General features: G+C 63.1%; 19 protein-coding genes. 6 read left to right on the forward strand and 13 right to left on the reverse strand.

Annotated features, from left to right (window positions below; all coding sequences use genetic code 11):
• Nucleotides 1-92: 92 nt before the first annotated feature.
• Nucleotides 93-974, forward strand: coding sequence for a hypothetical protein (locus JYK05_RS24240; protein ID WP_241270133.1), 882 nt, complete (start codon nt 93-95; stop codon nt 972-974).
• A 28-nt stretch (nt 975-1,002) separates the two neighbouring features.
• Here the strand turns inward: JYK05_RS24240 and JYK05_RS24245 are convergent, their stop codons facing one another.
• The 3 genes from JYK05_RS24245 to JYK05_RS26610 all read right to left on the reverse strand — a co-directional run bounded on the left by JYK05_RS24245 (nt 1,003) and on the right by JYK05_RS26610 (nt 3,839).
• Nucleotides 1,003-1,683, reverse strand: coding sequence for a dihydrofolate reductase family protein (locus JYK05_RS24245; protein WP_206470822.1), 681 nt, complete (start codon nt 1,681-1,683; stop codon nt 1,003-1,005).
• Between the two features lie 37 nt (nt 1,684-1,720).
• Nucleotides 1,721-1,948 (reverse strand): hypothetical protein, encoded by a 228-nt coding sequence (locus JYK05_RS24250; protein WP_175945466.1) that lies wholly within the window; start codon nt 1,946-1,948, stop codon nt 1,721-1,723.
• A 154-nt stretch (nt 1,949-2,102) separates the two neighbouring features.
• Entirely contained in the window at nt 2,103-3,839 is a 1,737-nt protein-coding gene (locus tag JYK05_RS26610; protein WP_305870782.1) for a methyl-accepting chemotaxis protein, read from the reverse strand.
• A gap of 386 nt (nt 3,840-4,225) precedes the next feature.
• Here JYK05_RS26610 and JYK05_RS24260 point away from each other — a divergent pair, with 386 nt between their 5' ends.
• Entirely contained in the window at nt 4,226-5,023 is a 798-nt protein-coding gene (locus JYK05_RS24260) for a PilZ domain-containing protein (protein WP_175945464.1), read from the forward strand.
• Between the two features lie 606 nt (nt 5,024-5,629).
• Nucleotides 5,630-6,907, forward strand: coding sequence for a tyrosinase family protein (locus JYK05_RS24265; RefSeq protein ID WP_175945463.1), 1,278 nt, complete (start codon nt 5,630-5,632; stop codon nt 6,905-6,907).
• A 59-nt stretch (nt 6,908-6,966) separates the two neighbouring features.
• Here JYK05_RS24265 and poxB read toward each other — a convergent pair whose 3' ends face one another.
• Together poxB and JYK05_RS24275 are read right to left on the reverse strand one after the other, a co-directional pair.
• Nucleotides 6,967-8,688 carry a ubiquinone-dependent pyruvate dehydrogenase gene (gene poxB / locus JYK05_RS24270; RefSeq protein WP_175945461.1) on the reverse strand — a complete coding sequence of 574 codons (1,722 nt, stop codon included), beginning with the start codon at nt 8,686-8,688 and terminating at the stop codon, nt 6,967-6,969.
• 81 nt (nt 8,689-8,769) lie between these two features.
• A complete protein-coding gene (locus JYK05_RS24275) occupies nt 8,770-9,840 on the reverse strand; it encodes an SDR family oxidoreductase (RefSeq protein WP_206470823.1) in 1,071 nt (356 codons plus the stop codon).
• Between the two features lie 260 nt (nt 9,841-10,100).
• Here JYK05_RS24275 and JYK05_RS24280 point away from each other — a divergent pair, with 260 nt between their 5' ends.
• Nucleotides 10,101-13,094: a response regulator gene (locus JYK05_RS24280; protein WP_241270134.1), complete on the forward strand. Its 2,994-nt coding sequence runs from the start codon at nt 10,101-10,103 to the stop codon at nt 13,092-13,094.
• A 19-nt stretch (nt 13,095-13,113) separates the two neighbouring features.
• Here JYK05_RS24280 and JYK05_RS24285 read toward each other — a convergent pair whose 3' ends face one another.
• The 4 genes from JYK05_RS24285 to JYK05_RS24300 form a co-directional block, all read right to left on the reverse strand.
• On the reverse strand, nt 13,114-13,773 hold the full coding sequence (locus tag JYK05_RS24285; RefSeq protein ID WP_206470825.1) for an aldolase: 660 nt from the start codon (nt 13,771-13,773) through the stop codon (nt 13,114-13,116).
• A complete protein-coding gene (otnK, locus tag JYK05_RS24290) occupies nt 13,770-15,071 on the reverse strand; it encodes a 3-oxo-tetronate kinase (protein ID WP_206470826.1) in 1,302 nt (433 codons plus the stop codon). The genes JYK05_RS24285 and otnK overlap by 4 nt, the downstream gene beginning before the upstream one ends.
• Before the next feature lie 101 nt (nt 15,072-15,172).
• Nucleotides 15,173-16,234: a sugar-transfer associated ATP-grasp domain-containing protein gene (locus JYK05_RS24295; RefSeq protein WP_175945452.1), complete on the reverse strand. Its 1,062-nt coding sequence runs from the start codon at nt 16,232-16,234 to the stop codon at nt 15,173-15,175.
• Nucleotides 16,235-16,424: 190 nt separating this feature from the next.
• Entirely contained in the window at nt 16,425-18,167 is a 1,743-nt protein-coding gene (locus JYK05_RS24300; RefSeq protein ID WP_206470827.1) for a hypothetical protein, read from the reverse strand.
• A gap of 627 nt (nt 18,168-18,794) precedes the next feature.
• On the opposite strand from JYK05_RS24300, the gene JYK05_RS24305 reads away from it, so the two are divergent.
• Entirely contained in the window at nt 18,795-18,986 is a 192-nt protein-coding gene (locus JYK05_RS24305) for a hypothetical protein (RefSeq protein ID WP_175945448.1), read from the forward strand.
• 87 nt (nt 18,987-19,073) lie between these two features.
• Here the strand turns inward: JYK05_RS24305 and JYK05_RS24310 are convergent, their stop codons facing one another.
• From JYK05_RS24310 to JYK05_RS24320, 3 genes are all read right to left on the reverse strand, one after another.
• Nucleotides 19,074-20,360 carry a sorbosone dehydrogenase family protein gene (locus tag JYK05_RS24310; protein WP_371826491.1) on the reverse strand — a complete coding sequence of 429 codons (1,287 nt, stop codon included), beginning with the start codon at nt 20,358-20,360 and terminating at the stop codon, nt 19,074-19,076.
• A 25-nt stretch (nt 20,361-20,385) separates the two neighbouring features.
• Nucleotides 20,386-20,838, reverse strand: a complete 453-nt coding sequence (locus JYK05_RS24315) for a DUF2231 domain-containing protein (protein ID WP_175945446.1) — start codon at nt 20,836-20,838, stop codon at nt 20,386-20,388.
• Between the two features lie 208 nt (nt 20,839-21,046).
• The gene (locus JYK05_RS24320) at nt 21,047-21,790 is read right to left on the reverse strand and encodes an SDR family oxidoreductase (RefSeq protein WP_206470828.1); all 744 of its coding nucleotides are present in this window, start codon (nt 21,788-21,790) and stop codon (nt 21,047-21,049) included.
• A 114-nt stretch (nt 21,791-21,904) separates the two neighbouring features.
• Here JYK05_RS24320 and JYK05_RS24325 point away from each other — a divergent pair, with 114 nt between their 5' ends.
• Nucleotides 21,905-22,828, forward strand: coding sequence for a LysR family transcriptional regulator (locus tag JYK05_RS24325; RefSeq protein WP_206470829.1), 924 nt, complete (start codon nt 21,905-21,907; stop codon nt 22,826-22,828).
• 6 nt (nt 22,829-22,834) lie between these two features.
• Here JYK05_RS24325 and pelG read toward each other — a convergent pair whose 3' ends face one another.
• Nucleotides 22,835-24,205, reverse strand: a complete 1,371-nt coding sequence (gene pelG / locus JYK05_RS24330; protein ID WP_206470830.1) for an exopolysaccharide Pel transporter PelG — start codon at nt 24,203-24,205, stop codon at nt 22,835-22,837.
• Between the last annotated feature and the right edge of the window lie 8 nt (nt 24,206-24,213).

Consider the following 24,213-nt stretch of genomic DNA (forward strand, 5'->3'; position numbering starts at 1 on the left):
AACGTTTTTCTAAAGCATTGCGTGCTGCTGTCGCCGCTCCGCTTTCTCGACTCTCCGCTTCGGTGACGGCGCGGCAAGCCCGAGAGAAGAACATGATGCAACTTGGAATACTCGTCTATATCGACAACAGCGAGCAGATGCTCGAGGAATTCGGCTGGCTTTATAAGAGCCTCGTCTATTCGGGCGTACTCGAAATTGGGGGAATCGTTGCGGTGTCTCACCCGGCGCTTGCAGACCGGTTGCCCGAGGACGCTCGCATCGAAGTCATACCTAGCGTACCTTATGCGCAGCGCAATCCGCAGTGGCACGGATACGGCTACATCAACTCCGTCGCTAATCTCGCGGACTCTGCGGTGAGCGAGGCATGCGCCCGCTTTGACTACATTCTGAAGACGGACTGCGATACGTTCGTTACGCCGGCGCTGAAAGACTTTCGCCCGTCCGGTCTTTGCGCAGGATTCGGCGCGTATGCCTACGATGCTTCGGTTCGCGCACGCCTTTCGGAAATCTCCGCACGTTGGGGTTATCCGCACACCGGACTTCACAACGTCGGGGCTTCGCTGCTCGGGCCTTCAGAATGGCTGCGAAACTATCTGGCCGCGCAGAGCGAAGCGTGCAACCGGCTGCTCGATGAAGAATTCCGCGATTTCGAAGGCGCGTGGCCCGGCTGGTGCAAGCAGGTCCTGACCATGTATGCGGGCGAGCTTGCGTTGCGATTAACTTATCCGCAAGCCTGTTCCCTCGGATTGCTGGACCACTTCTCCTTTGCGGATCGCGCGCTAGGCAACGACGTCTTGCACATCCATGCATGGCATACGGACACGTATTGGTCGAAGCATCGTTTTCGCAACGGCGAGTACGCGCATATGGCGCTGGAAGATATCGATATCCGCAAAATCGGCGGCTATTGCCACTGGCTTGCGGAAGCGCCGTTGGAAGAAGTCAAGCGGCGCGCGTCGGAGCGCGCCTCTTGAAAGGCACTTATCGCGCGATAAGCGAGTCTCAAGCCTTGCGCTTGTACCGGACCCAAACGACATCGTTGTCCAGCTTCTCGACTGACTCCAGCTTCAGATAAGCCGGCTTCTGCCACTTATCCATTGCCACTTCGAAAGACGATGGATGCGCTTCACGTCCATCGACGAGCGGCATCAGTAACACGCTGACTTCATCTGCCAGTTGCGCGTTGACGAATGCCCCGGACACGTGACCGCCTCCCTCGACGATCAGCTTCTCGATCTTCAGTTCGCGGCCGAGCGTCTCGACGACGCGGTGAAGATCGATGTCGTCCTTGCCGCCGAAAAGAAACGACGCGCCGATCGACTGAAGGTACGCGAGATAGTCGTCTTCCACGCTCTCCGCCAGAACTTCGACGATATGCGAGTCGAGCGCGGTGTTGGTTTTCCAGCCGACGCGGCCCTTGGGGTCGATCGACACGGCGTATTGGCTCGCGTCGCGCTTGGCGAAATGATCGGTGCGTGGCAACGCGCTCTTGGCGAGACCGCGTGGATACTCCCGGTCTTTTGCGTGCGATATCTCCTGCATCGTGACGCGGCCGCAGACCCAGGCATTCGCGTTGAAGCTGGCGGCCGTCTCCTCATAACAAGGGCTGGCGAAGTCGAGATGCCAGCCGTCCGTCAGGCTTCGGCCATCCAGTGAAGACATCATGTGACAGACGATGTACATCGGTTCCCCCGTGTCGGTCTTGCACTGAGTTTGCGTCTCAAGCGCCGGACTTTTCGTCCGGCGGCAAAGGCCCTTCCTGGTCGATCGTGCTGCCCTGACGCCAGACGTCCTTTCCTGCCTCCGAGAGCTTGCCGCTGCTCGAGTCCTTGCCCGCTTCGGTGCCTTCCACGGCCATCTTTCCGCCTGCCTGCTCCTGTGCGGGCAGTTTTTCCCCTGTTTCTGCCTGAATGCGGTCTTCCTGCGATCGTCCGGCATGCGTCGTCATCGTATCCTCCGATTCGGTCAATTAGACACGTCAGAGTGGTAGCAAGCGGCAAGCCAACTCTCCGTCGTGGCTCAACGACGCAGGCGCGCGTGGTATCGGGTCCGGATCACAAGTGCGTGATCCGTCCAGCTCAATAGGATGACTAACGAGAACGTTAGAAGGTCTCCCAGTCGCCGCTATCCGTCGAAGTCGCCATGGACTTAGGCACCGTGGGTTCGACGCGCTTTGCCGTCGGCGTCGGCTTCGTTCGCGGCAATGCCTGCGCGGCAGGGCGTTGCACTGTCGCAGCCGTTGCCGGGCGCGGGCGGCTTTCTCCCGGCAGAGGCTTCGCCGCGAGGGCGTGGACCACGGCTGCGCTCGGGCTCGTACGGAAGACGCCGACGGCTTTGCGAAGCGCTTCGGCCTGGTCTTCGAGCGAGCCGGCCGCTGCAGCCGCTTCTTCGACGAGCGCGGCGTTCTGCTGCGTGACTTCGTCCATCTGCGAGATGGCCTGATTAACCTGCTCGATGCCGCGGCTCTGCTCGTGCGATGCGGACGCGATCTCGCCCATGATGTCCGTCACGCGCTGAATCGCGGACTGCACGCTGCGCATGGTTTCCCCTGCTTTCGCGACGAGCTCCGTGCCCGCCCCGACGCGGCTGCCCGACGTCTCGATCAGCGCCTTGATTTCCCTCGCCGCGCTCGACGAACGCTGCGCGAGGCTGCGCACTTCGCCTGCCACCACCGCGAAGCCACGGCCTTGTTCGCCTGCGCGCGCCGCTTCGACTGCGGCATTGAGCGCGAGAATGTTCGTCTGGAACGCGATGCCTTCGATCATGCCGATGATCTCCGCGATCTTCCCCGAGCTTTCTTCGATGCCCGCCATCGTTTCCACGACCTGTCCGACGATCGCCGTGCCTTCGTTGGCGACGGCGCTCGCGTTCTCGGCGAGATCGCTGGCCTGACGCGCGTTGTCGGCGTTCTGCTTGACCGTCGAGGTCAGTTCTTCCATGCTCGCCGCAGTCTCCTGTAGCGACGCCGCCTGTTCCTCCGTGCGCGACGAAAGATCCGTGTTGCCGGCCGCGATTTCCTTCGTCGCGCCCGCAATGGCGTTGGCAGACGAAGTCACAGCACCCATCGTTTGCAGCAGCCGGTCCTGCATGGCCCGCACCGATGCCATCAGACTCGCATCGTCGCCCGCCGCGACAGGCACAGCCTGCGTAAGATCGCCCGCAGCGATGCGTTTGCATGCGTCGGCGACGTCCTTAGGATCGCCGCCGAGCTTGCGCAGTACATTGCGGATGATCCAGCCCATCGCCACGGTCAACGCAAGACCGACCATGCAGACGATCGCAAGCATCGCGATGAGACGCCGGCCGAATTCACGATTGATGTCGTCGACGTAAGCGCCGGTATAGACGTGCCAGTCCCACGCGCGAACATACTCGCCGTAAGCGATCTTCGGCAGCGCCTCCGTTTGTCCCGGCTTCGGATAGAGATAATCGGTCACGTGCGTGCCGTCGAGCCCGTGCTTGACGATCGCCGCCGTAAAGTGCTTCCCCGTCTTGTCGACCAGATCGTTGATCTTGTTCTCGGTCTCGGGACGAATCGGGTTGAGCAATTGCAGCATCGTCGAGTCGACGACGAGCAGATAGCCGCTTTGCCCATAGCGCACCGGCCGCAGATGCGCGATGGCCGCGCGCTTGGCCTCGTCAACTGGCATCGCGCCGCTTTGCGCTTGCTGCACGTAGAAGTTCACCACGCTTACCGCGGACTGGACCTGCTCGGCCAGCGACTGCTGCCGGTCCTGCATCATCAACGTGCGCGTCATGGTCGCGCTCAACAGCGAGAGCACGATCAAACTCAGCCACACGAATCCCACGGTGCTCCACAGTGTTGCCTTCAAACTCATTCTCTGCATTTGTCTCGCCCTTGCGTTCAACGTGAAATTTTTGCCGACAGGGTTGATATCGGCTGTTTTCCCGGAAAGTTGAACGTTTGCTCTGGAGCCGACCGAGCGCCGGGACAAAGGATTGTTTTGTCTGTCACAGCGAAGCGGCATGTCGTGCTGCATATAGTCTGATGAATGCGCGTTACCGTACTTAAGCGCTGTGGCCCGCGCGCTAACGTACGCGTGGAGATACGAATCATCCCCGCGTAGAGGGATGGCATCTGCCACATCGAGATACGAACATGGTATTGGTCAAACTAAGCGCACAGGAACTGCAAGTCGGCACGCCCCTTCCGTTCGCCGTCTACTCAGCAAGCGGCAAACTTCTCCTGACGAGAGGTTACTGCGTGAGATCGGAAGGCCAGCGCGACCGGATTCTCGCAGCGGGCGGGTTCCGCGACGAAGACGCGCCGACCGAGCGGCCGCATGGGGAAGGCGTCATGCCGGGCGAACTGTTGATATCGACCGCGAAGCATGATGCGCCTATCCACCGTCCCAAGGTCGATCGTGTGGCCGCCGTCACCGGCACCTTGCCGAAAACGCTGGAAAGCATGCAGCTGACGTTGGTCGGCTGCGATCACCCGCCGGTGCAAGCCGAATTCGTCGGTTCCGTGGCGGGCAGCGCGCTGGTCGTCACCGCAGGGAGCATGCACGAGTTGTTAGACGCGGGCGTGTCCGTCGAATGCAAGGGGCTTCTCGGGCGAAAGATCTACCGCTTCGCAAGCACGGTGATCGGACGGAGTGAGTCGCCTGTGAAAGTCGTCTATCTCGCGTATCCGCAGGCCGTGCAGACGCATGTCGTGCGCAAAGACGTTCGAGTCTCGACCGAACTGGCAGGCCGTCTCATCAGAAACGATTGTGTCGCGGCGGGCTTCGACGTCGCAGTGGTCAACGTCAGCCTTGGCGGTGTGGCCTTGCGTCTGGCGGACGCGCTCGTCAATGTCGGCGAGCACTTCAAACTCGCGTTGCGCCTGCGCGCAGACGGCAAGGTTCATGCGGTAGTGTTCAACTGCATCGTGCGCAATCTGCGGCAAGCGGCGGGCGCCGTGCTTGTCGGGGCGGAGTTCAGCAACCGGTCCGTCGATACCACGGCGCTGCTCCGGATTCATATGTTCGAGACCGCGACAGGCAGCGCGTCGGAGTGAGCGTCCGAACCATCGGCGCATCGACGAGCGAGGCGACGGCACATCGTTCGTACAACGAAATGCGTCCTAAGAAATTAGAGCCCCGAGGCGGGCCGCAGCCTCAGTGCTTGCGCAAAGTCAGCCGGCCGTTCTCGTCATGAGGCGAAACCGCGCAAGCTACTTAAATGCTACAAGCAAAGGCGGGCGCAGCTTCGAACGATCGCGTTCGAGCGCCGTGCGCTTCAATCGTGGAGCGCGTGCACACATGCGTAGGCGGTTCTGTGGCCTACCGCACACTTCATAGTTCGGAATGCAAATAACGCATTGAACGTTGCTTCTAGTGGTCCATACTCTAAGCGCCGGGGCAGCGTAGAAACCGGCCGTCCGTTCTGCTGCAACGCACCCGCTTCGGGCCGCTTTGCAGGTCCTCTTTATGCGCTCCCTGGGGGGTGTATGGTCTCCAATTCCACTAAGCGACGCGCGTTTCTGAAAGGAACGGCGTCCGCACTCGCTGTTGCATCGCTTCCTCGGTGGGGCATTGCCGCCACTGTTCCATTCATCAGGCTCGAATGGCAGGTGTTCAAAACCACGCCGCACTACGCGTCGTATTTGAACGCTGTGCGCACGATGAAAGCCACCACCGATAGAACGAGCCCCGCATCGTGGCAGTATTGGGTCGATGTTCACAACAACTATTGCCCGCACAGCGCGGCCTACTTTCTGACCTGGCATCGCGGCTACCTTTACTACTTCGAGCAACAGTTGCGCACCGTATCCGGCGATGCAACGTTCACGTTGCCGTACTGGGACTATTACTCGTACCCGGTCATTCCATCCGAGTTCACGGATACCGCGCGTGGCAACCCGCTCTACGTCTCGCGAATCAATACCAATGTCTATCAGGCGCTCGATCTCGGTCCTTTCGGGTCGGGCGTGTACAACTTCCAGCGCGGCACCAACAACGCATTCGAGCCCAAGCTCGAGAACGCGCCGCACAATCCGGTTCATGACATCATCGGCAACAACATGGCCGATATCGCCACGGCGCCCATCGATCCGATCTTCTACCTGCATCACTGCAATATCGACCGTCTCTGGAACGCATGGTCGATGCGCTCGACGAGCCGCGTGCCGTCGGCCACGAGCAGCTACTGGAACGGCAGCTTCACGTATGCGCGAGGCCTGACGATCTCGAAGTCGAAAACGCGCACCACCACGGGGATGAGTTATGACTACGCCAACGACACCATGCCCGCTGTGCTGCCGCCCCAGGCGCAGCAAGGGAGGATTATTCGCGTGCAAGCACAGATCGGCGCCATTCAGGCGCGGCCGAAGACCGGCGCATTCACGGCGAGTCCCGGGCGCACAGTGTCATCGACTCGCCGTTCCCTGGGAGGCGTGAAAGGCGTCGAATTGAACGAGTTCTCTATCAGCGCCAGCATCCCGCTTCAGGCCGCAAACGCCACCGCATTGAAGGATGTGCTGGCGAATTCGCCGGCTGTCGGACTGAGTCAATCCTCGGATGCAGCGCAGGCCGCGCCGCAGGCAACTAGCGGGTTCCAATACGTGAAGGTCGTGCTCGATGGGGTCAAGATGCCCGCGGCGGCCCGAAAAGGCGGCTTCTTCTATAACGTCTATCTGAATCTTCCTGCGAGCGGCGACGTCGACGCGGTGAAGTCGCAGCACTTCATCGGCACCTTAGGCGCGTTTCAGGTTGCCACTGCTGCGCACCACGGAATGAGCGAGATCGACTATGACGTCACTGACGTGCTCGCGCGTCTCGGCATTTCCAATGTGAGCGATGTGGTGCTTTCATTCGTGCGTGTAAGCGGGGCGAACTCGCCGAAGGGCATGGCCGTCTCGATCAACGAGGCGCGCATTGAACTCGGCACGGATGCGCCGTAGTCGGAGACGATCGCAACGCGGCGAACCGCTCGCCGCGTTGCGATGCATCCCTCGGCGTTTCAGCGCAGATTAGTCCGCGCTAGTTCGATCAGTTCGTCACCGCGACCGCTGAACACCGCGCGCAACATGTACAGGCTGAAGCCTTTCATCTGCGCGAAGTTGATGGACGGCGGAATCGCGAGTTCGTGCTTGGCGGTCACCACGTCCACGACTGCGGGACCCGGATGCGCGAACGCATCGTTGAGCGCGCCTTCCAGTTGTTCCGATTGCTCCACGCGCACCGACCAGATGCCCGCGCCCTTCGCGATCTGTGAGAAGTCCGTCTTGGATAGATCGACGTTGGTGTCGAGATACCCCGCAGCCTTCAACTCCATCGAGACGAAACCGAGCAGGCTGTTGTTGTAGACGATGACCTTGATCGGCAACTCATGCTGCACGGCCGTGAGCAGATCGCCGAGCAGCATGGACAGGCCGCCGTCCCCTGAGAGCGACACCACCTGCCGCCCCGGATTCGCCGCCTGCGCGCCGAGCGCCTGCGGCATGGCGTTCGCCATCGAGCCGTGATTGAACGATCCGTGCAACTGACGCTTGCCGTTCATCGACAGATATCGCGCGGCCCATAGCGTGGGCGTGCCGACATCGACGGTGAAGATGGCGTCGTCCGTTGCGGCCTCGTCGACGAGCTTGGTCAAATATTGCGGATGGATGGGGCGATCAGGCGCGGACGGCGTGGCGAGATGGTCGAGCTCCTTGCGCGCATCGGCATAGTGTTTCAGCGCGTTTTCCAGAAAGCGCCGCTCCGTCTTGCGTTGCAGCCGCGGCATGAGCGCCGTGACGGTTTCCTTCACCGTGCCGATGAGGCCAAGCGCGAGCGGCGCGCGCCGGCCCAGTTGCGAACCGCGGTTGTCGACCTGCACGACCTGCGCGTTCGGCGGATAAAACGGACGATAGGGGAAGTCACAGCCGAGCAGCAGCAGCGTGTCGCACGACATCATCGCGTGATAGCCCGAGCTGAAGCCGATGAGACCTGTCATGCCGACATCGAAAGGATTGTCGTATTCGATGAACGGTTTGCCGCGCAACGCGTGAACAATCGGCGCGCCGAGCGTATCCGCGAGCGCGACCACCTCGTCATGCGCGCCCGCAACGCCGCTGCCGCACATGATGGTCACCGCATCGCAGCCGTTCAACATGTGCGCGAGTTTGTCGAGTTCTGAGTCGGCGGGCACGATGGTATGCGGCGCGGTCGGTGTCCAATGCGCGGGCGCGTCGGGGCCCTCGGACAAGGCGACATCGCCCGGCAGCACTATCACTGCGACCCCGCGCTCTTCCAGCGCGGTACGCATGGCGCGCTCCAGCACGCGCGGAAACTGCGAAGCGTTCGATACCAGCTCGACGAAGTGACTGCATTCGCTGAAGTAGGTCTGCGGGTGCGTTTCCTGAAAGTACCCGAGCCCGATCTCTGTCGACGGAATATGCGCCGCGATGGCAAGCACCGGCTGACGATTGCGATGACAGTCGTAAAGCCCGTTGATGAGATGCAGATTGCCGGGTCCGCAACTGCCCGCGCACACGGCAAGCCGACCCGTGGTCGCGGCATCCGCGCCTGCCGCGAACGCAGCCGCTTCCTCATGCCGCGTATGCATCCAGCGGATACTGCCCAACTCGTCGAGGCTGTGCGCAAGACCGTTGAGGCTATCGCCCGTCACGCCCCAGATGCGCTCGACGCCTGCTGCGGCGAGTGTCTTTGCCAGATAGTCCGCGATTGAATGCTTGGCCATGTGCTTTCCTCGGAAGAAAACGCGCACCATGCGCGATGTGATCGACTAAGAAGGCGTCGCTGAGAAGCCAGCGTGACGAACTCACTCGGGGATGATGCGCTCGCGCTTCAGACGGTCGAACAGCGCGAAGAACGCATCCGGCGTGCTCTGATAATCGAGGAAGCCGGCCTTGCGGCTCTTCGTCATGTCCGTGAGGACTTCCATCGGACGTCCGAGGTCCGCATCCGTATGCCACCAGGAGACGAGTTTGTCTACGTTCGGCTCTGCCAGTGAGTGCCGTGCCGCAATCTCGGCCCACGTCTTGCCGGCATGCTGCATGCGGCCTTCCAGCGGTCTCGTTTCGCCGTCGAAAGGCGCGGGTTCGATACCGAAGTAATTGGCGATGCGTTCCCACATCCACTTCCAGCGGAACACGTCGCCATTCACGACGTTGAAGTCTTCGTTGCGCGCTTCAGGCCACGTCGCGGCCCATTCCAGATGGCGCGCGAGAAGACGCGCGTCCGTCATGTCGGTCAGGCCGTTCCATTGCGCGGCAGAACCGGGAAACACGAACGGTTCGCCGGTCGCCTTGCACAAGTTGGCATAGACGGCGAGCGTGACGCCCATGTTCATTGCGTTGCCGATGGCGAACCCGATGATGCTATGCGGCCGATGCACGCTCCATCCGAAGCCGAACTGGCGCGCTGCATCGAACAAGCGGTCTTCCTGCTCGTAGTAGAAGTTGTCGACGGGCTGCCGGCCTTGTTCCTCGAGGAACGGCGTGGCCGGAATCTCGCCTTTGGCGTAGGCCTCGAAAGGCCCGAGATAGTGCTTGAGGCCCGTGACGAGCGCCGCATGTTCGAGCGCGCCCGACGGCCCCAATGCCGCGAGGACATTGGCGACCATTGAGCCGTTGACGCGGATGTTTTCGGCTTCGGTTGCTTGCCGCGACCATGCGGTAAAGAAGACGTGAGTGAAGTCGCGTCCGCTCAATGCCTGCGCGACCGACGAAGCCGACGTGAGATCCGCGACGATCGATTCGACGCCGGCGGGCGCAGGCGTGCGGCCGCGCGACACGCCGGTGATGGACCAGTCGCCACGCGTTTGAAGGTGTTCGGCCAGATTGCGTCCGATGACGCCGGTGGCGCCGATGATGAGGGCTTGTCTGTTCATTGCAGCCTTGCTGGTGGATTGATCGATGCGCCAGTGTGACCGAATGCGATGATCCTTGCTGAGAGCCGCGCTTTTCAGCGGTGATCACGCACGCGAGTGGCAAAACCGTCCCCTTTGCTCCATCGGCGACGTAAGAACTACTCGACCCGCAATGCGAGAACGCCATCGTCTCGCGCAACGCCGTCAGCCATGCGCGATCGCTCCCCAGGCGCAGTAAAATGCAGCACTCGAAAAACGCCGAAGTGCCAGGGTATCGCCAAATGGATGTTAAGGATCAAGGTCTCGTCGGTTCTGCCGGTTCGGGCAGCGGACACTTCGAGCGCATGATCGCGGGGGTCAGGGACTACGCGATCTATCTTCTTTCTCCGACCGGTCTGGTCACGAGCTGGAACGTCGGTGCGGAGCGCATCAAAGGCTATGCACCCGAGGAAATCATTGGTCAGCACTTCTCACGGTTCTACACCGAAGAGGACCGCGCGACCGGCTTACCTTCGCGCGCGCTCGACACGGCGGTTCGCGAAGGCAAGTTCGAATCGGAAGGCTGGCGCGTGCGCAAGGACGGTTCCCGTTTCTGGGCGCACGTGGTGCTCGATTCTCTGTTTGATGATTCAGGGGACCATGTCGGCTACGCCAAGATCACGCGCGACATTACCGTGCAGCACGAAGCGAGGCAGATCGCCGAGCGTCAGAAAGCCCTGGCGCTCGATGCGCGCACGCGCGAATATCAAGAGTTGTTGCGGCTCTTCGAGCAGGCGCCGGGCTTCGTGTGTTTCTTTCGGGGTCCGAACCATGTGTATCAACTCCAGAACGGCGCACACCATCGGCTCGCGGGATTCAGGCCGATCATCGGCAAGCCTGTAAGAGAGGCGTTGCCCGAGCTCGCGGGGCAAGGTTTCTTCGAGTTGCTCGACGAGGTGTATCAAACAGGCTGCCCGTACGTCGGCCGCGCTGTGCCGTTGCGTGTCGACCCCCTCGCGGGCGGCGAGAGCGAAGTGCGCTTCATCGACTTCGTGTACCAGCCTATCGTTGATGACGCGGGCGTGGTCGTCGGTATCTTCTCGCAGGGCAACGACGTCACCGATCAGGTCGCGGCGCAAGAGGCGCTCAGGCGCAAGCAAGGCGAACTGGAACAGGTCATCGTCGAGCGCACCGAGGCACTGGAAAGCACGAGCCGGGCGCTGGAACTGGCGAAGGAACTGCACGTCGATAACGCGCGCCTTCTGCGGCTTTTCGAGCAGGCGCCGGGTTTCGTCTGCGTGTTGCGCACGCGCGAGCACATATTCGAACTGGCGAACGCGGCGTATCGCAGCCTGACGGGCGATCGCGATCTCGTCGGAAAGCGCGTGCGGGATGCGTTGCCCGAAGTGGTCGAACAAGGCTTCATCGAAGTGCTGTCGGGCGTCTTCGACACGGGCGAGCCTTACGTCGGCAAGGCCGTGCCGGTCATGATCCGCCCGCGCGACGGCGCGCCGCTCGAAACGCGCTTTCTCGACTTCGTGTATCAGCCCATTGCAGGCAACGACGGCGAAGTGGTCGGTATCTTCGTTCAGGGCCAGGACGTCACGGTGCAAAAGCTCGCGCAGGACGAAGTCGAGCGATATCAGACGAGCCTCGAAGTGCTGGTCGAAGAGCGCACGCGAGAACTCGAACAGACGCAAGCCGCATTGCAGCGTTCGCAGAAGCTGGAGGCGATCGGCAAGCTCACCGGCGGCATCGCGCATGACTTCAACAACATCCTGCAAGTGATCGGCGGCAATCTGCAACTGCTGTCCGCTTCCGTTGCCGGCAACGAGACGGCGATCAAGCGCGTGGACACCGCGGCGAGCGCCGTGGAGCGCGGCGCGAAACTGTCTTCGCAACTGCTGGCGTTCGCGCGGCGTCAGCCGTTGCAGCCGGTCGTCACGAACCTCGCGCCCGTGGTCGCGGGCATGGACGACATGCTCCGGCGCGCGCTGGGCGAGTCGGTCGTCATGGAGACGGTCCTGGCGGGCGGGCTATGGAACGTGCAGGTCGACCCGCATCAGCTCGAAAACGTCGTGCTGAATCTCGCGATCAACGCCCGCGACGCCATGCCCGACGGCGGCAAGCTCACCATCGAACTGAGCAATTCGATGCTGGACGACGACTACGTCGCATCGGACGCCGATCTCGAACCGGGCCAGTACGTGATGCTCGCCATCTCCGATACCGGCACCGGCATGACGCGCGAAGTGATGGAACGCGCATGCGATCCGTTCTTCACGACGAAGCCGGAAGGCGTCGGCACCGGGCTCGGCCTCTCGATGGCGTATGGTTTCGTCAAGCAAAGCGGCGGGCACTTCAAGATCTACAGCGAGATAGGGCACGGCACCACGATCAAAATCTATCTTCCGCGCTCGCATGAAGCGGTGGTGCAGACCACGTCGCTCGCGGCGGCGCCGGTCGTCGGCGGCACGGAGACGATTCTCGTCGTGGAGGACGATCGGGCCGTGCAGACCACCGTCGTCGAGATGCTGCGCGAGCTCGGGTATCAGGTGCTCAAGGCCGACAACGCCGAGAGCGCGCTTGGCATCTTGCAGAGCGGCTTGGCCATCGACCTGTTGTTCACCGATGTCGTGATGCCGGGCAAGCTGCGCAGTCCCGAGCTCGCGAGAGGCGCGAAGGCGCTCTTGCCGAACATCGAAGTGCTGTTCACCTCCGGGTACACGCAAAACGCGATCGTGCACGGCGGACGGCTCGACGCCGGCGTGCAACTGCTGACGAAGCCTTATCGGCGCGAACAGCTTGCGCGCAAGATCCGGCACATGCTGTCGAACCGGAAGCAGGTCGCGCTCGCGCGTTCGCAGCCGGCAAAGGAGACGGTGGCTGCGGCCGCGCCGTTGCCGCAGCGCTCGGGCGTGCTCGTCGTCGAGGATCACCCCGAGTTGCGCGAGATGGCGGTCGAACTCATTCGGGCGCTGGGGCATCGGGTGACGGCGGCCGCCAGCGCGGAGGAAGCGCTCGCGTCGTTCGCCAAGGACGACTTCGACATTCTCTTCACCGATGTCGGGTTGCCCGGCATGGACGGCGTCGCGCTGTCGCGAAGGCTCAAGGCAGAGCAGCCCGGCCTGCGCGTCATCTATGCGACAGGCTATGGCGAGGCGATCGAAGCGGGCGCCGACAGCATCGGCACGGTGTTGGCGAAGCCTTATACGCTCGCGAGCCTGAATGCGGTGCTCGCGCAGTTTTCCGATGCGGCGTCGGACGGGCGCGCCGCCGGCAAGCGCCTGGAATAGGCGCTTTCCAGGACCAGCGCTACCAGCGCGCGCCGAAGGTCTGCCGCAGTTCGTCGATGGCGGCATCGTCGAGCGGCGCGGGCCGCGGCGTGGTCATCAGCCAGAGGCGCGCGGTTTCTTCGAGTTCCTCGAGCGCATACGACGCATGCGAGACGCTGCGCTCCCACACCACGGGCCCGAGCCGCTCCAGCAGCACGGCGCGTACGTCGGCCGCGCGCGCCGCGATCTCGGCCGCCGCCTGCGGGTCGCCGGGGCGGCGGTAGCGCACGAGCGGTACGTGGCCGACCTTCATCACGTAGTAAGGCGTGATCGGCGGCAGCACGTCCTCGTCGCTCCAGACGCCCGCGAGCGTCAGCGCAACCAGCGACGTCGAATGCGTATGCACGATGCCGCGCGTGTCCACGTTGCTCTCGTAGATGCGCCGATGCAACTCCAGCGTCTTCGAAGGCCGCGCGCCGGAAACGTGCCGTCCCTGCGCATCCACTTTCGCGATCTGCGCGGGATCGAGCCGGCCGAGACAGGCATCCGTCGGCGTGATGAGCCAGCCGTCCTCGCAGCGCGCGCTGATGTTGCCCGCCGTGCCCACGGTGTAGCCGCGCGCGTAGAGACTTGCGCCGACGGTGCAGATTTCCTCGCGCAGCTTCGCGTCGCTGGCCGCTGCGATGACGGTGTCGCTCACGCGCGCTCTCCCTCGATGTAACGCAACGCCTTGTCGAAGAAATCACGCGCGCCGAAGTTGCCGGATTTCAACGCGAGCGCCAGCGGTGTGTCGCCGACACTGACGGTCACGGGCACGCCCGGATCGATGGGCGGCCCGATCTGCAACATCTGCACGCCGAGCGCCTGCACCACCGCGCCCGATGTCTCGCCGCCCGCGACCACGAACTTGCGCACGCCGCGCGCGCGGGCTTCGCGGGCGACGGCGGCGAGCGCATCTTCGACGAGCTGGCCCGCCGCCGCGCTGCCGAGTTCCTGCTGCACCGCTTTGACTTCGTCGGGTGAAGCCGTGGCGTACACCAGCACCGGCTGCGGCGCGTGTGCGTCGATGAAGGCGAGCGCCTCGTCGACGACGGGCTCGCGTCGTGCGAGCGCGCGCGGATCGACGCGAAACGCCGGCCGCGTCGCGATCCACTCGGCTACTTGCGCGTTCGTCGCCTTCGATGCGCTGCCCGCCAAGACAAGCGCCGCGCCTTCCACGGCGGGCAGGTCCGCTGCCTTGTCGTTCGGCTCGATCAGTCCGGCGCGCCGGAAGTTCTCCGGCAAGCCGATGGCGACGCCCGAGCCGCCCGTGATGAGCGCTAGATCGGCGCAGGCCGCGCCGAGCGTGCGCAGGTCGGCATCGGTCAGCGCGTCGGCAATGGCGAGGCGCACGCCGTCGGCCCGCAGGGCGGCAATCGCGCCGCGCACGGCATCGGCGCCCGCGGCGACCGTATCGCTCGCGATCAGACCGACTTTCGATTTGCTTTGCCGTTGCAGCACGCGAACGAGGTTGGGGTCGCGCATCGGCGTGAGCGGATGGTGCTCCATGCCCGATTCGCTGAGCAGCGCGTCACCGACGAAAAGGTGCCCGCGATAGACCGTGCGCTTGTTCTCGGGGAACGCAGGGCAGGCTATCGTGAAGTCCGCGCCGCTTTGCCCGGCGAGCGCATCGAGCAGCGCCTCGGCGACCGGGCCGATGTTGCCCGCATCGGTGGAATCGAACGTCGAACAGTATTTGAAGAAGAACTGGCGGCAACCCTGCGCGCGCAGCCAGTCGAGCGCCGCGAGCGATTGGGCGACAGCATCGGCCGCTTCGATCGTGCGCGATTTGAGCGCGACGACCACGGCGTCCGCGTCGAGGCGCGTGTCCGAGGCGGGCACGCCGATGGTCTGAACCGTGCGCATGCCGCCGCGCACGAGCATGCTCGCGAGATCGGTGGCGCCGGTGAAGTCGTCGGCGATGCATCCCAGGACGGGATGCCGGGTGGATGTGTGCATGTGCGACCTCCGTTGCGACGATTGTACGGGCGATCGGTGCGAAAGCGGTGACGCAATGCACTATGAACCACGTATTCGCTCAGCCCATAACGCAAAGACGCTTACGCCATCGGCCGCAACGTTTCCCACTTCAGATCGGTAAAGCATGGCCCTTGCGTGGCCTCGCTGAACTTCACGTCGTTGTGCTCGGCATTCCACTCCATCACGAGCACGTTTTCGTCGATATCGACGGTCAGATCCCAGCCGACGCAGCGCGCGAACGGCGCCTTTGCATGCAGCGCGATGACTTTTTCGACGCACTTGGAAAACGCGGGCAAGGTCACGCCGTCGAAGCGGATTTTCGAATCGGGGTGCGCGTCGACGCGGGTCCAGTCGCTCAGATAGCCCGTGCTGAAGAGCCGCCCGCTCTCCAGATGCACCGGCACGCACACTTCGCTGTCGGGGCGGATGTACGTGTCCGCGGACCGGCCGAGGCGGAGAAAACAGGCGCGCAGCGAGATATGGCCCGCATCGTCGACGACGGTGGTCAGGCGCACCGTCGCGACCGCCTTCGACGCGAACTGGTCGAATGTCGCGTGCTGGACGATGAAGCGTTGCAGCACGCCGTTGCCGAGCTGGCTGATGCGCTCGGCATCGAAGTCCTTGCGGTCCATCAGAAAGACGCCCTTGCCCTGCATCGAGTGATCGAGCTTGAACGCGATCCTGTCCGTCGTGCTGAAAACGAAGTTCGCGACTTGCGACTTGTGAATGGCGGTGTGATCGGCCGTGTAGAAGATGCCGTTCACGTAGTAGCCGAGATCGGGGAACGCGTCGTCCTGAAAGAGCAGCCGCGACACGGGCTTCAAGTGCGACATCTGTCCGTATAGGCCCTTCATCTTCGGAACCACGATCCAGCCGTAATAGTTGTCCGGAATCCAGCCTTCCTTGAACGTGCCGTTCAATGCGGTGTAGACGTGCAGCCACGGTGCATAGCACGCGTCGCCGAGCACGTCGCGCGCGTACGCATCCGCGAGCCGCAGTTGTCCGGCATTCGTTTTGCCCTGTCTGCTCTCGATGCTACGCAGCACCTCGCGCGCTTCCCGCGCATGCTTCCGATGAAAGCGATGCTGCGATAGGTTCTTCCACGAGATTTTGACGAGGCTTTCGACGTAGGGTGCGGGCATGGTGGTTCCGCTCGGGTTGAGCTTTGTTTGTTTGACCTTATTGAGCGATAGAGCCTACCGGTCGTAACTGACGAAACCCTTAAGGAAAGGCATCGTGGCGCGAAACGGCTTAGTTTTGGCGGGCGGCCTGATCAGACAATAAGACGTCTTTTGGCATACGAATACGGTAGTGCGATGCGTCGCGCACGCGTCATTGCGGCCAGGGACACACGCTTATGGAACCTCGCGCGATCACAAGCGCCGTTGCCGCCGCGAGCATGTAATGTCCGTCAGCCACCACGTTGCAGTATGGGTCGTACCAGCGGCTTCCCGATGTGGCAGGCGGTATCGTGATTGCAGTCGATGCAACCGCGCACGCGCTGCCGTCGTATTGGCAGACCGGATTCATGTAGACCCATCCGTTCGCATATTGCCGCGCGCAGACGCCGGCATTGGCGCCGTTCACCCAGCCGCATGCGCCCGCAGGCGGCGACGCGTACGGATCGACCGACGGCGGCGGCGCAACCGGCCGGCCGACCGGCAGCGGCGGGAAACCGCTGAACGCGAGGCTTGCGCTCGCTGCGCTTGCGGTTGCGGCGGTGTCTAGCGTGACGCTCGTCGATGAGTCCACGGTCGCGATGGTCGCACCCGGCGCGATGCCCGCACCGTTCACGTGAAGTCCCGCCGCGAGGGCGCGCGTGCTGGCGAGGCCCGTGACAGTCGCGCTGCCGCGCGTCAATGTCCCGGTCAGCGCAAGGTCGACATAGCCGCCCATCGACGGTGGATACGTTTGCGCCGCGCGCGAAGAGATTTGCCCGGCAGAAAGGTAGTTCTGCGCGCTCTGCGTGATGAGCAGCAGCCATGCGGTCGCCCACGTCTCTTCGGCGCGCGTCATGCCGCCGGTGTCGTGCCCGTCGAGGTAACTGATCGCGCCATAAAACTTCTGGTTCGCGCGTTCGGCGTTGTAGAGATGCGCGGCGAAGAGATCGTCGATCATAAAGCCGTTGTACCACCGGTTCGCCAAGGTCGTGCCTTGATGCTGCGGAACGTTTTCTTCGATCACGCCGCTCACTGCATCGGCGATCTGCGTCCACATGACGCCGCCTTGATAGCTCACGTTGGCCACGGTCGCGAGGCCCACTGTTTTCGCTTGCGCGCTGAGATACTTGATGTAGTCGAGGTTGGCCGCGCTCCAGGTTGCATCGTCGGCGGATGCGTACTGCGTGACGAACGTTCCGCCACATGCAGGACGCAACGAAGCCGGACACGGGGAAACGGTGTCGCTATAGTGCCCGGCTTGATACACGGCTCCGTTCCTGACGTTAGCAGCACTAACGTTGTCGAGAGAAAGCGCCTGATAACCGCTCGCGTTATCCGCCATCGACTGAAACAGGTGCTGCCGGACGGCGGGATTCGCGATGTCCACGACCGGATAGCGCGTGTCGCCGAATTCGTACAGCACGTTGCCATCCGAGCCGTATTCGATCCAGTCCGGGTGGTGGTAGTACAGCCAGCCGAGTTGCGTCGCGGGATAGTCGGCGCCGGCCCCCGTCCATCCGGCGGGCATGAAATAAAGGCGGTACGCGGGGGCGTAGGACATCGAGTAAATGCCGGGTTGCGCGCTGTAACCCGACGACCACATCGCGCCGACCCGGCCGACGAGACGCTGTTGCGCCGCTTGCGTCGTCGGGCCGAAGGCTTGCAGGAAGTTGATCGGATAGCTGAGGCTTTCGATCGAAATCGGCAAGTAGCCGGTGGCAGCGGCGGTGGCCTGTGAAGCAGGCGCGGACGATGCAACGGGCGCTGCCGTCGTTGCGGGAACGGTCGCATAGCTGCTGCTACTGCTCCCGCTGCATCCGGGCAGGAGGCTGCAACAAACGATCGCGTGGGCGCAGGTTCGCAGCGGGCGGATCAATCTGGAATAGGCCGTGGCGGATGCGGTTTTATTGTTCATTCTTCCCCTCGTTTTCTTATGCATCTGTGAAGTCGTGCTGCAAGGTCTCCTTGCGATCGCAACAGCAACGAGCTATTGAATATCCGAGCGTGGTTGCGAGTCGAACGCCGTTACTGCTGGCTAGCAAGCAATCCGAAGTGTCGATCTTGTGATCGATAAAGCTGCTCAAAAGCAAGCGTTAGCTCGACAAGAAATGTCGGATTTATCTTAACGTGAATTCGGAGCGGAGTAGGAGATTTCGCATCGGCGTCGCATATTTAAGGTTCGTCGTCCGAAAGATGCGGCGAAGACGGTACATGCAACGCAGATCGAGAGAATGGGGAGGAACGAGAAGCGGCCGCTGTTGAAGGCGAAGTCGGAGCTGCCGATAGACGGCGAAGCGACGCGCGTCACTTGGCGCCCATGCGCCGTGAGGAGAAACCCGCATTCGCCATACAGATGCGCCGCCGTCCCGCGCCCGGCGCCGAATCGTTCGCGACCGCTCACAACTTGACAAAGAGATAACGGCGAACACCACAACCGGGCTAGACTCGTCAGCGCAAACGCACAGCCGCGCGATACATGCCATACAAAAACGAAGCACGCCGGCAAAGATGCGAAAGACCGCACGTTTCTCGGGGATCGTGAATGAAAAGGACGACGCTGATACGCCTGTTCGATGCGCTCGCATCGGGCTTCATCTGGCTGGTCGCAATGAGTACCTTGCGCATCGTGCTCGCGCGCGACTGGCTTCAACACCGCATGGCCGCTGGTCGCGATCGAGAGCATCCGGGCGCGGTGTCGCGTGATCGCGATATCGCGTACCCGAACAGAACCTGACGCAATAACCGGCGACAACGACCGCAAAAAAGACAGCGGGCCCTCGAAACGAAGGCCCGCCGTGTTCGTTTCCGCACGAAGGACGCGCTAGCCGCCTGCCTTGCTCACGCGCCAGACCGCGTTCCCGGCGTCGTCGGCGACGAGGAGCGCGCCGTCCTTGTCCTCGGCCAGTCCGACCGGCGCGCCGCGCAACTGCTTCTCGTCGGCCGACACGAAACCGGTGACGACGGGCTTCGGCGCGCCGACCGGCTGGCCGTCCTGGAACGCGACATACGCGACCGCATAGCCCGCGAGCGGCGAACGGTCCCAGCTGCCGTGCTCGCCGATAAACGCGCCGCCGCGATACTGCTCGGGAAGGTTGTTGCCGGTATAGAACAGCAGCCCGAGCGGCGCGACGTGCGAGCCGATGGCGTAGTCCGGCTTGATGGCTTTCTGCACGAGATCAGGTCTTTGCTGATGCACGCGCTCATCGACGTGCTGTCCATAGTAGCTATAGGGCCAGCCGTAGAAAGCGTGCTCCTTCACCGAAGTCAGATAGTCAGGAACGAGATCCGCGCCGATCTCGTCGCGTTCGTTCGCCACCGCCCAGAGTTTGCCCGTCTTCGGCTCCCATTGGAGCGAGGTCGGATTGCGGATGCCGGAGGCGTACACGCGGCTGCCGCCCGTCGCAATGTCGACTTCCAGCACGGCCGCGCGGCGGTATTCCACTTCGAGCCCGTTCTCGCCGACGTTGCTGTTCGAGCCGACGCCCACGTACAGCTTCTTGCCATCGGGGCTCGCGAGCAGCGCCTTCGTCCAGTGATGGTTGATGGTGCTCGGCAGATCGGTAAGCTCGACGCCCGTGCCGTCGATATGCGTCGCGCCGGTCTGATACGGGAACGCGAGAATCGCGTCGGTATCGGCGACGAAAAGCGTATTGCCGACCAATTGCATGCCGAACGGCGAATGCAGATGGTCGATGAAGACGTGCTTCTCCCATTCGCCGCTGCCGTTTGCGGGCTTGCGCAACAGCGTGATGCGGTTGCCGCCTTTCGCTTCCTTGCCCGAGCGCGTCTGCACCATGCCCGCGATGAGCTGCTTGGGCGTCGTGACCGGCTCTTCGTCAGGACTGCTGGATTCCGCCACGAGGATATCGCCGTTCGGCAGCGCGTACACCTGACGCGGATGCTCCAGCCCCGACGCGATGCCTTCTATCTTCAGCCCGTCCGCAACCTTGGGCGTCTCGCCGCTTTTCCAGCCGACGTGCTTCGGCACCTGCATCGGCGGGGCGAGGAAGTTGCGCGCGTTCGGCAGCGGCGGATTCGCGCCGGCCTGCTGCTGCGATTCGTAGGACGCGTGCTCGTCGCATCCGGCGAGGCAGGTCGCAACGGCCATCGAAACGAGGCTTGTGCGCATGATGTTATTCACGGACGGCCTCCGGCAGATTGAAGCGGTTGAACTTGTCGAAGGCCAGCATCACTTGCCCGGCGCTCAGCAGGACGACCGTGACGACCGAGAGGATGACGCTGAGCGGGACCATCGCGTAGGCGTCGCGCGAGTGAACGAACGCGTTCACCACCGCCGCGATGATGCCGAGCAGATTCAGCCAGAAGTCGGTGCGTTCGAGGCTCGTGACCGTGCCTCGCCCGCCGAACCAGACGTGACCGAGATTGATGAACCGCGGAATGATCGCGAAGAGCAGGCCCACCGTAACGAGCCACGCCGCGCCCTTCGCCCAGAAGATGACGGCGTTGATCGCATAGATGATGTCGAAGATCAGCGTGCCGACGAAGAGACCATATGGAATCGGATTGAGCCACTCGAAAAGCGCCGTGGCCAGGCGCGAGCGGTAGCGCGGGCGAATCGGTTTCATGAACGAGCCTCTTCGTGGTTGAACGGAACGGGCGAGAAGCGCCATGCCGCGACGCATGACGCGTGCCCGTAAGCTGCCATTCCCGTTCCGTCCAACCACCGCTTCGCGCGAGGCTTACGCGAAGATTCCGTCCGCCCGACGCAACGCCGACGCAACGCCGACGATTAGCTACGCAGCCCTTACGTTTCGATGCCAGCGAAGCTCACCGTCACGCGCTGAAGCCTCCGTCGATCATCAAACTCGCGCCCGTCACGAACGACGCTTCCGGACCCGCGACGTACGCCACCATTGCGGCGATTTCGTCGGCCTTGGCGTGCCGTTGCACGGCCATCAGCGCGTGCAGCGCGGAGCCGAACTCGCCTTGCTCCGGGTTCATGTCGGTGTCGACCGGGCCGGGCTGCACGTTGTTCACCGTGATGCCTTTCGGGCCGAGATCGCGCGCGAGACCCTTGACGAGACCTTGCAGCGCCGCTTTGCTCATCGCGTAGGCCGCGCCGCCCGGGAACGGCATGCGATCCGCGTTCGTGCTGCCGATATTCACGATTCGTCCGCCAGCCGGCATGTACGGCAGCACCGCTTTCGTCGCGACGAACACGGCGCGCACGTTCACGGCCACGGTCTTGTCGAAGTCGTCGAGCGAGAAGGCATCGACCGGGCCGAGATACAGCACGCCTGCGTTGTTGACCAGAACGTCGATCTTGCCGAAGTGGCGCGCGGCCTGATCGATCGCGCGAGTCAGCGCGTCGGCGTCGGCGGCGTCGGACTGGATCGCGAGCACGCGGCCACCGGTTTCCTCGATCTTCGCGGCGAGCGCCGAAGCTTGCGCCGTCGATCCGCGATAGGTGAACGCGACTGCCGCGCCTTCGGCCGCGAGCCGGCTGACGACCGCCGCGCCGATGCCGCGCGCGCCGCCCGTGACGAAAGCAATCTTGCCGCTGAGACTGTTTGCCATGATCTGCTCCTGCTGGTTGGTTGAAAGTGAAGCCAGTATGGCCGTCGGATTCATCGCCCGGTAGCGCATAATGCGGGCAAGCAGTTTCAACCGGCAGTATCAGGCGAGGGCGCCGTGGAATCGTTCAACTTTCTGGAGTCGTTCGTCGTCACGGCGCAGACCGGCAGTTTCTCGGCGGCGGCCCGCAGGCTCGGGATGACGCCGGCCGGCGTCAGCAAGAACGTCGCGCGGCTGGAGCAGCAACTCGGGCTGCGGCTCTTTCATCGAAGCACGCGCAGCCTGACGCTGACGGACAGCGGCGAGAGCTTCTATCAGGAAGTGCGCGCGCCGTTCGACGCGCTGCGCGATGCCGTCTCGCACGCGGCGGAGCAAAACGGCGCGCCGTCCGGCACGCTGAAAGTGAGCGTCGGCGTCGGTTTCGGGCGCGAGTATCTGGTGCCGATCCTCGGCGAATTTCTGGACCGTTACCCGGCCATCGTCCCGGACGTGCATTTCGACAACCGGCCTGTCGATCTCATCGGCGAGGGCTACGACGCGGCGATCGGCGGCGGCATCGAACTGAACGAAGGCGTCGTGGCGCGCGAGCTCGCGCCGGCGCATGTGATCGTGGTGGCGTCGCCCGCGTACATGGCGGACAAGCCGATGCCCGCGCATCCGTCCGAGCTCGAAGCGTTCGACGGCATCGCGCGCCGTTCGGTGTCGTCGGGGCGCGTCTTCGCGTGGAAGCTGCGCAACGCCGTGGGCGAGCAGTGTCTCGTCCGGCATCGCACGCGCCTGATCTTCGACGACCCCGAAGCGATGGCCGCCGCCGCCATGCAAGGGCTCGGCATCGCGCTGATTCCCATGCCGCACGCCGCGCGCTGGCTCCAGCAAGGCAGCCTCATGCGCCTGTTGCCGGGCTGGTTCGCCGAGCTCGGCGCGATCAGTCTGTACTATCCGAGCAAGAAGCTCTTGCCGCCGAAAACGCGCGTGTTTGTCGATTTCGTGGTGGACGCTTTCCGCTCCGGGCGGATCAACGCGCGCCTCGACTCGCGCTAGCCGCGCTCACTGGATCATGAAGGTCTCGTATTCAAGCGAATCGAGCTTTCGATCCAGCCAGACGAGACTCGCGAGCACCACGACGAGCAGCGATCCCGCGAATCCGAAGCCGTACCAGCCGGGATTCGCCATGAGCGTCAGTCCCGTCAGCACCACGTTCGACGCGACGAACAGTGCGACGAGCGCCAGCACCACGCGCCGCTTGTCCAGATAGAAGAACACGTTGATGACGCCCATGAAGAGCACTTGCAGGCTCGCGGCGATCACATCGACATAAAGCAGCGGCGAATAGAGCGTCGAAATGCGCAGCCAGCTGAGCAGCGTCGCGCTGATCGCGAAAAGCAGCAGGGCGGCCGTCGCCTGCACCTTGACAATCTCGTAGAGCCCATTGCGCAGCGCCTCGACCATTGCATTGCGCATGCGCTCGATGTGTTGCAACGACGCGCCTTCGCGCACCGCGCCATAGAACGCGTCGTAGTACTCGACGAAGTCCGTCTCGATGCGCATCAGAAACACGGCCATGCCGGGAATGATCGCGAGGTAGGCGAGGAACACGGGAATGTCGTAGATGATCGACGCGCGCAACGGCCCGATGACCGTCTGGCCCGTGCCCGGCGCGTACCAGAACATGTACTTGTCGACCCAGATGCCGAGGTTGTAGAGAAAGCCCGTCGCCATCAGCGTCGGATAGCGGTAACGCCGCGAGAAGAAGTCATACGCGATGAAGCGGTCGCTCGTGTAATCGCGATAAATGAGCGTGAGCAAGCCCGCGAGCAGCACCGTCTGCCCGAACACGAAGCCGCCGAGCAGCCCTGTCAGGCCGAACACGTTCAGCGTGATCGCCGCGCCCGCCGTCAGCGTATAGCCGATGAAAAACACCCACAGAATCGACATGTACTGCTTCATGCCGGACAGAAAGATGGTCGCGAGCCAGATGTTGCTCATCACGACGAAGCCGGCGAGCATCAGCAGACGGTACGCCGCTGACTGATCGCGAAACAGGAAGACGACCGCGATGCCGCCGAGCAGCGTCGCGGCGACGGTCGAAACGAGCGCCGCGCCGTGATAGTTCGGCAACACCATGTCGGCGCGCTTCTCGAAGAGGCGGTCGGAGGTGAAGCGCGTGAAGCCGAGTTGCAGCGGCCCGGTCAGCACGAGCGACAGCGAAATGAGGTACGTCACCGAGACCTGGAACTGCGTGATGAGTCCGGTCGGCAGCACGAACGGCAGGCTCAGAATGCCGATCAGCAGCATGCCGATGATCGACAGAATCCACGGTCCCGCGCTGATGAGGCCCGCGTAGGCATACGCCTGCATCAGCCCGACGAGCGTGTCGCGCCGAAGCATCTTGCGCAGTTCGAAGCCGATTCCCGCCATGACGTTTA

Origin of the sequence: Caballeronia sp. M1242 (genome assembly GCF_017220215.1) — a bacterium.
GTDB lineage: Bacteria > Pseudomonadota > Gammaproteobacteria > Burkholderiales > Burkholderiaceae > Caballeronia.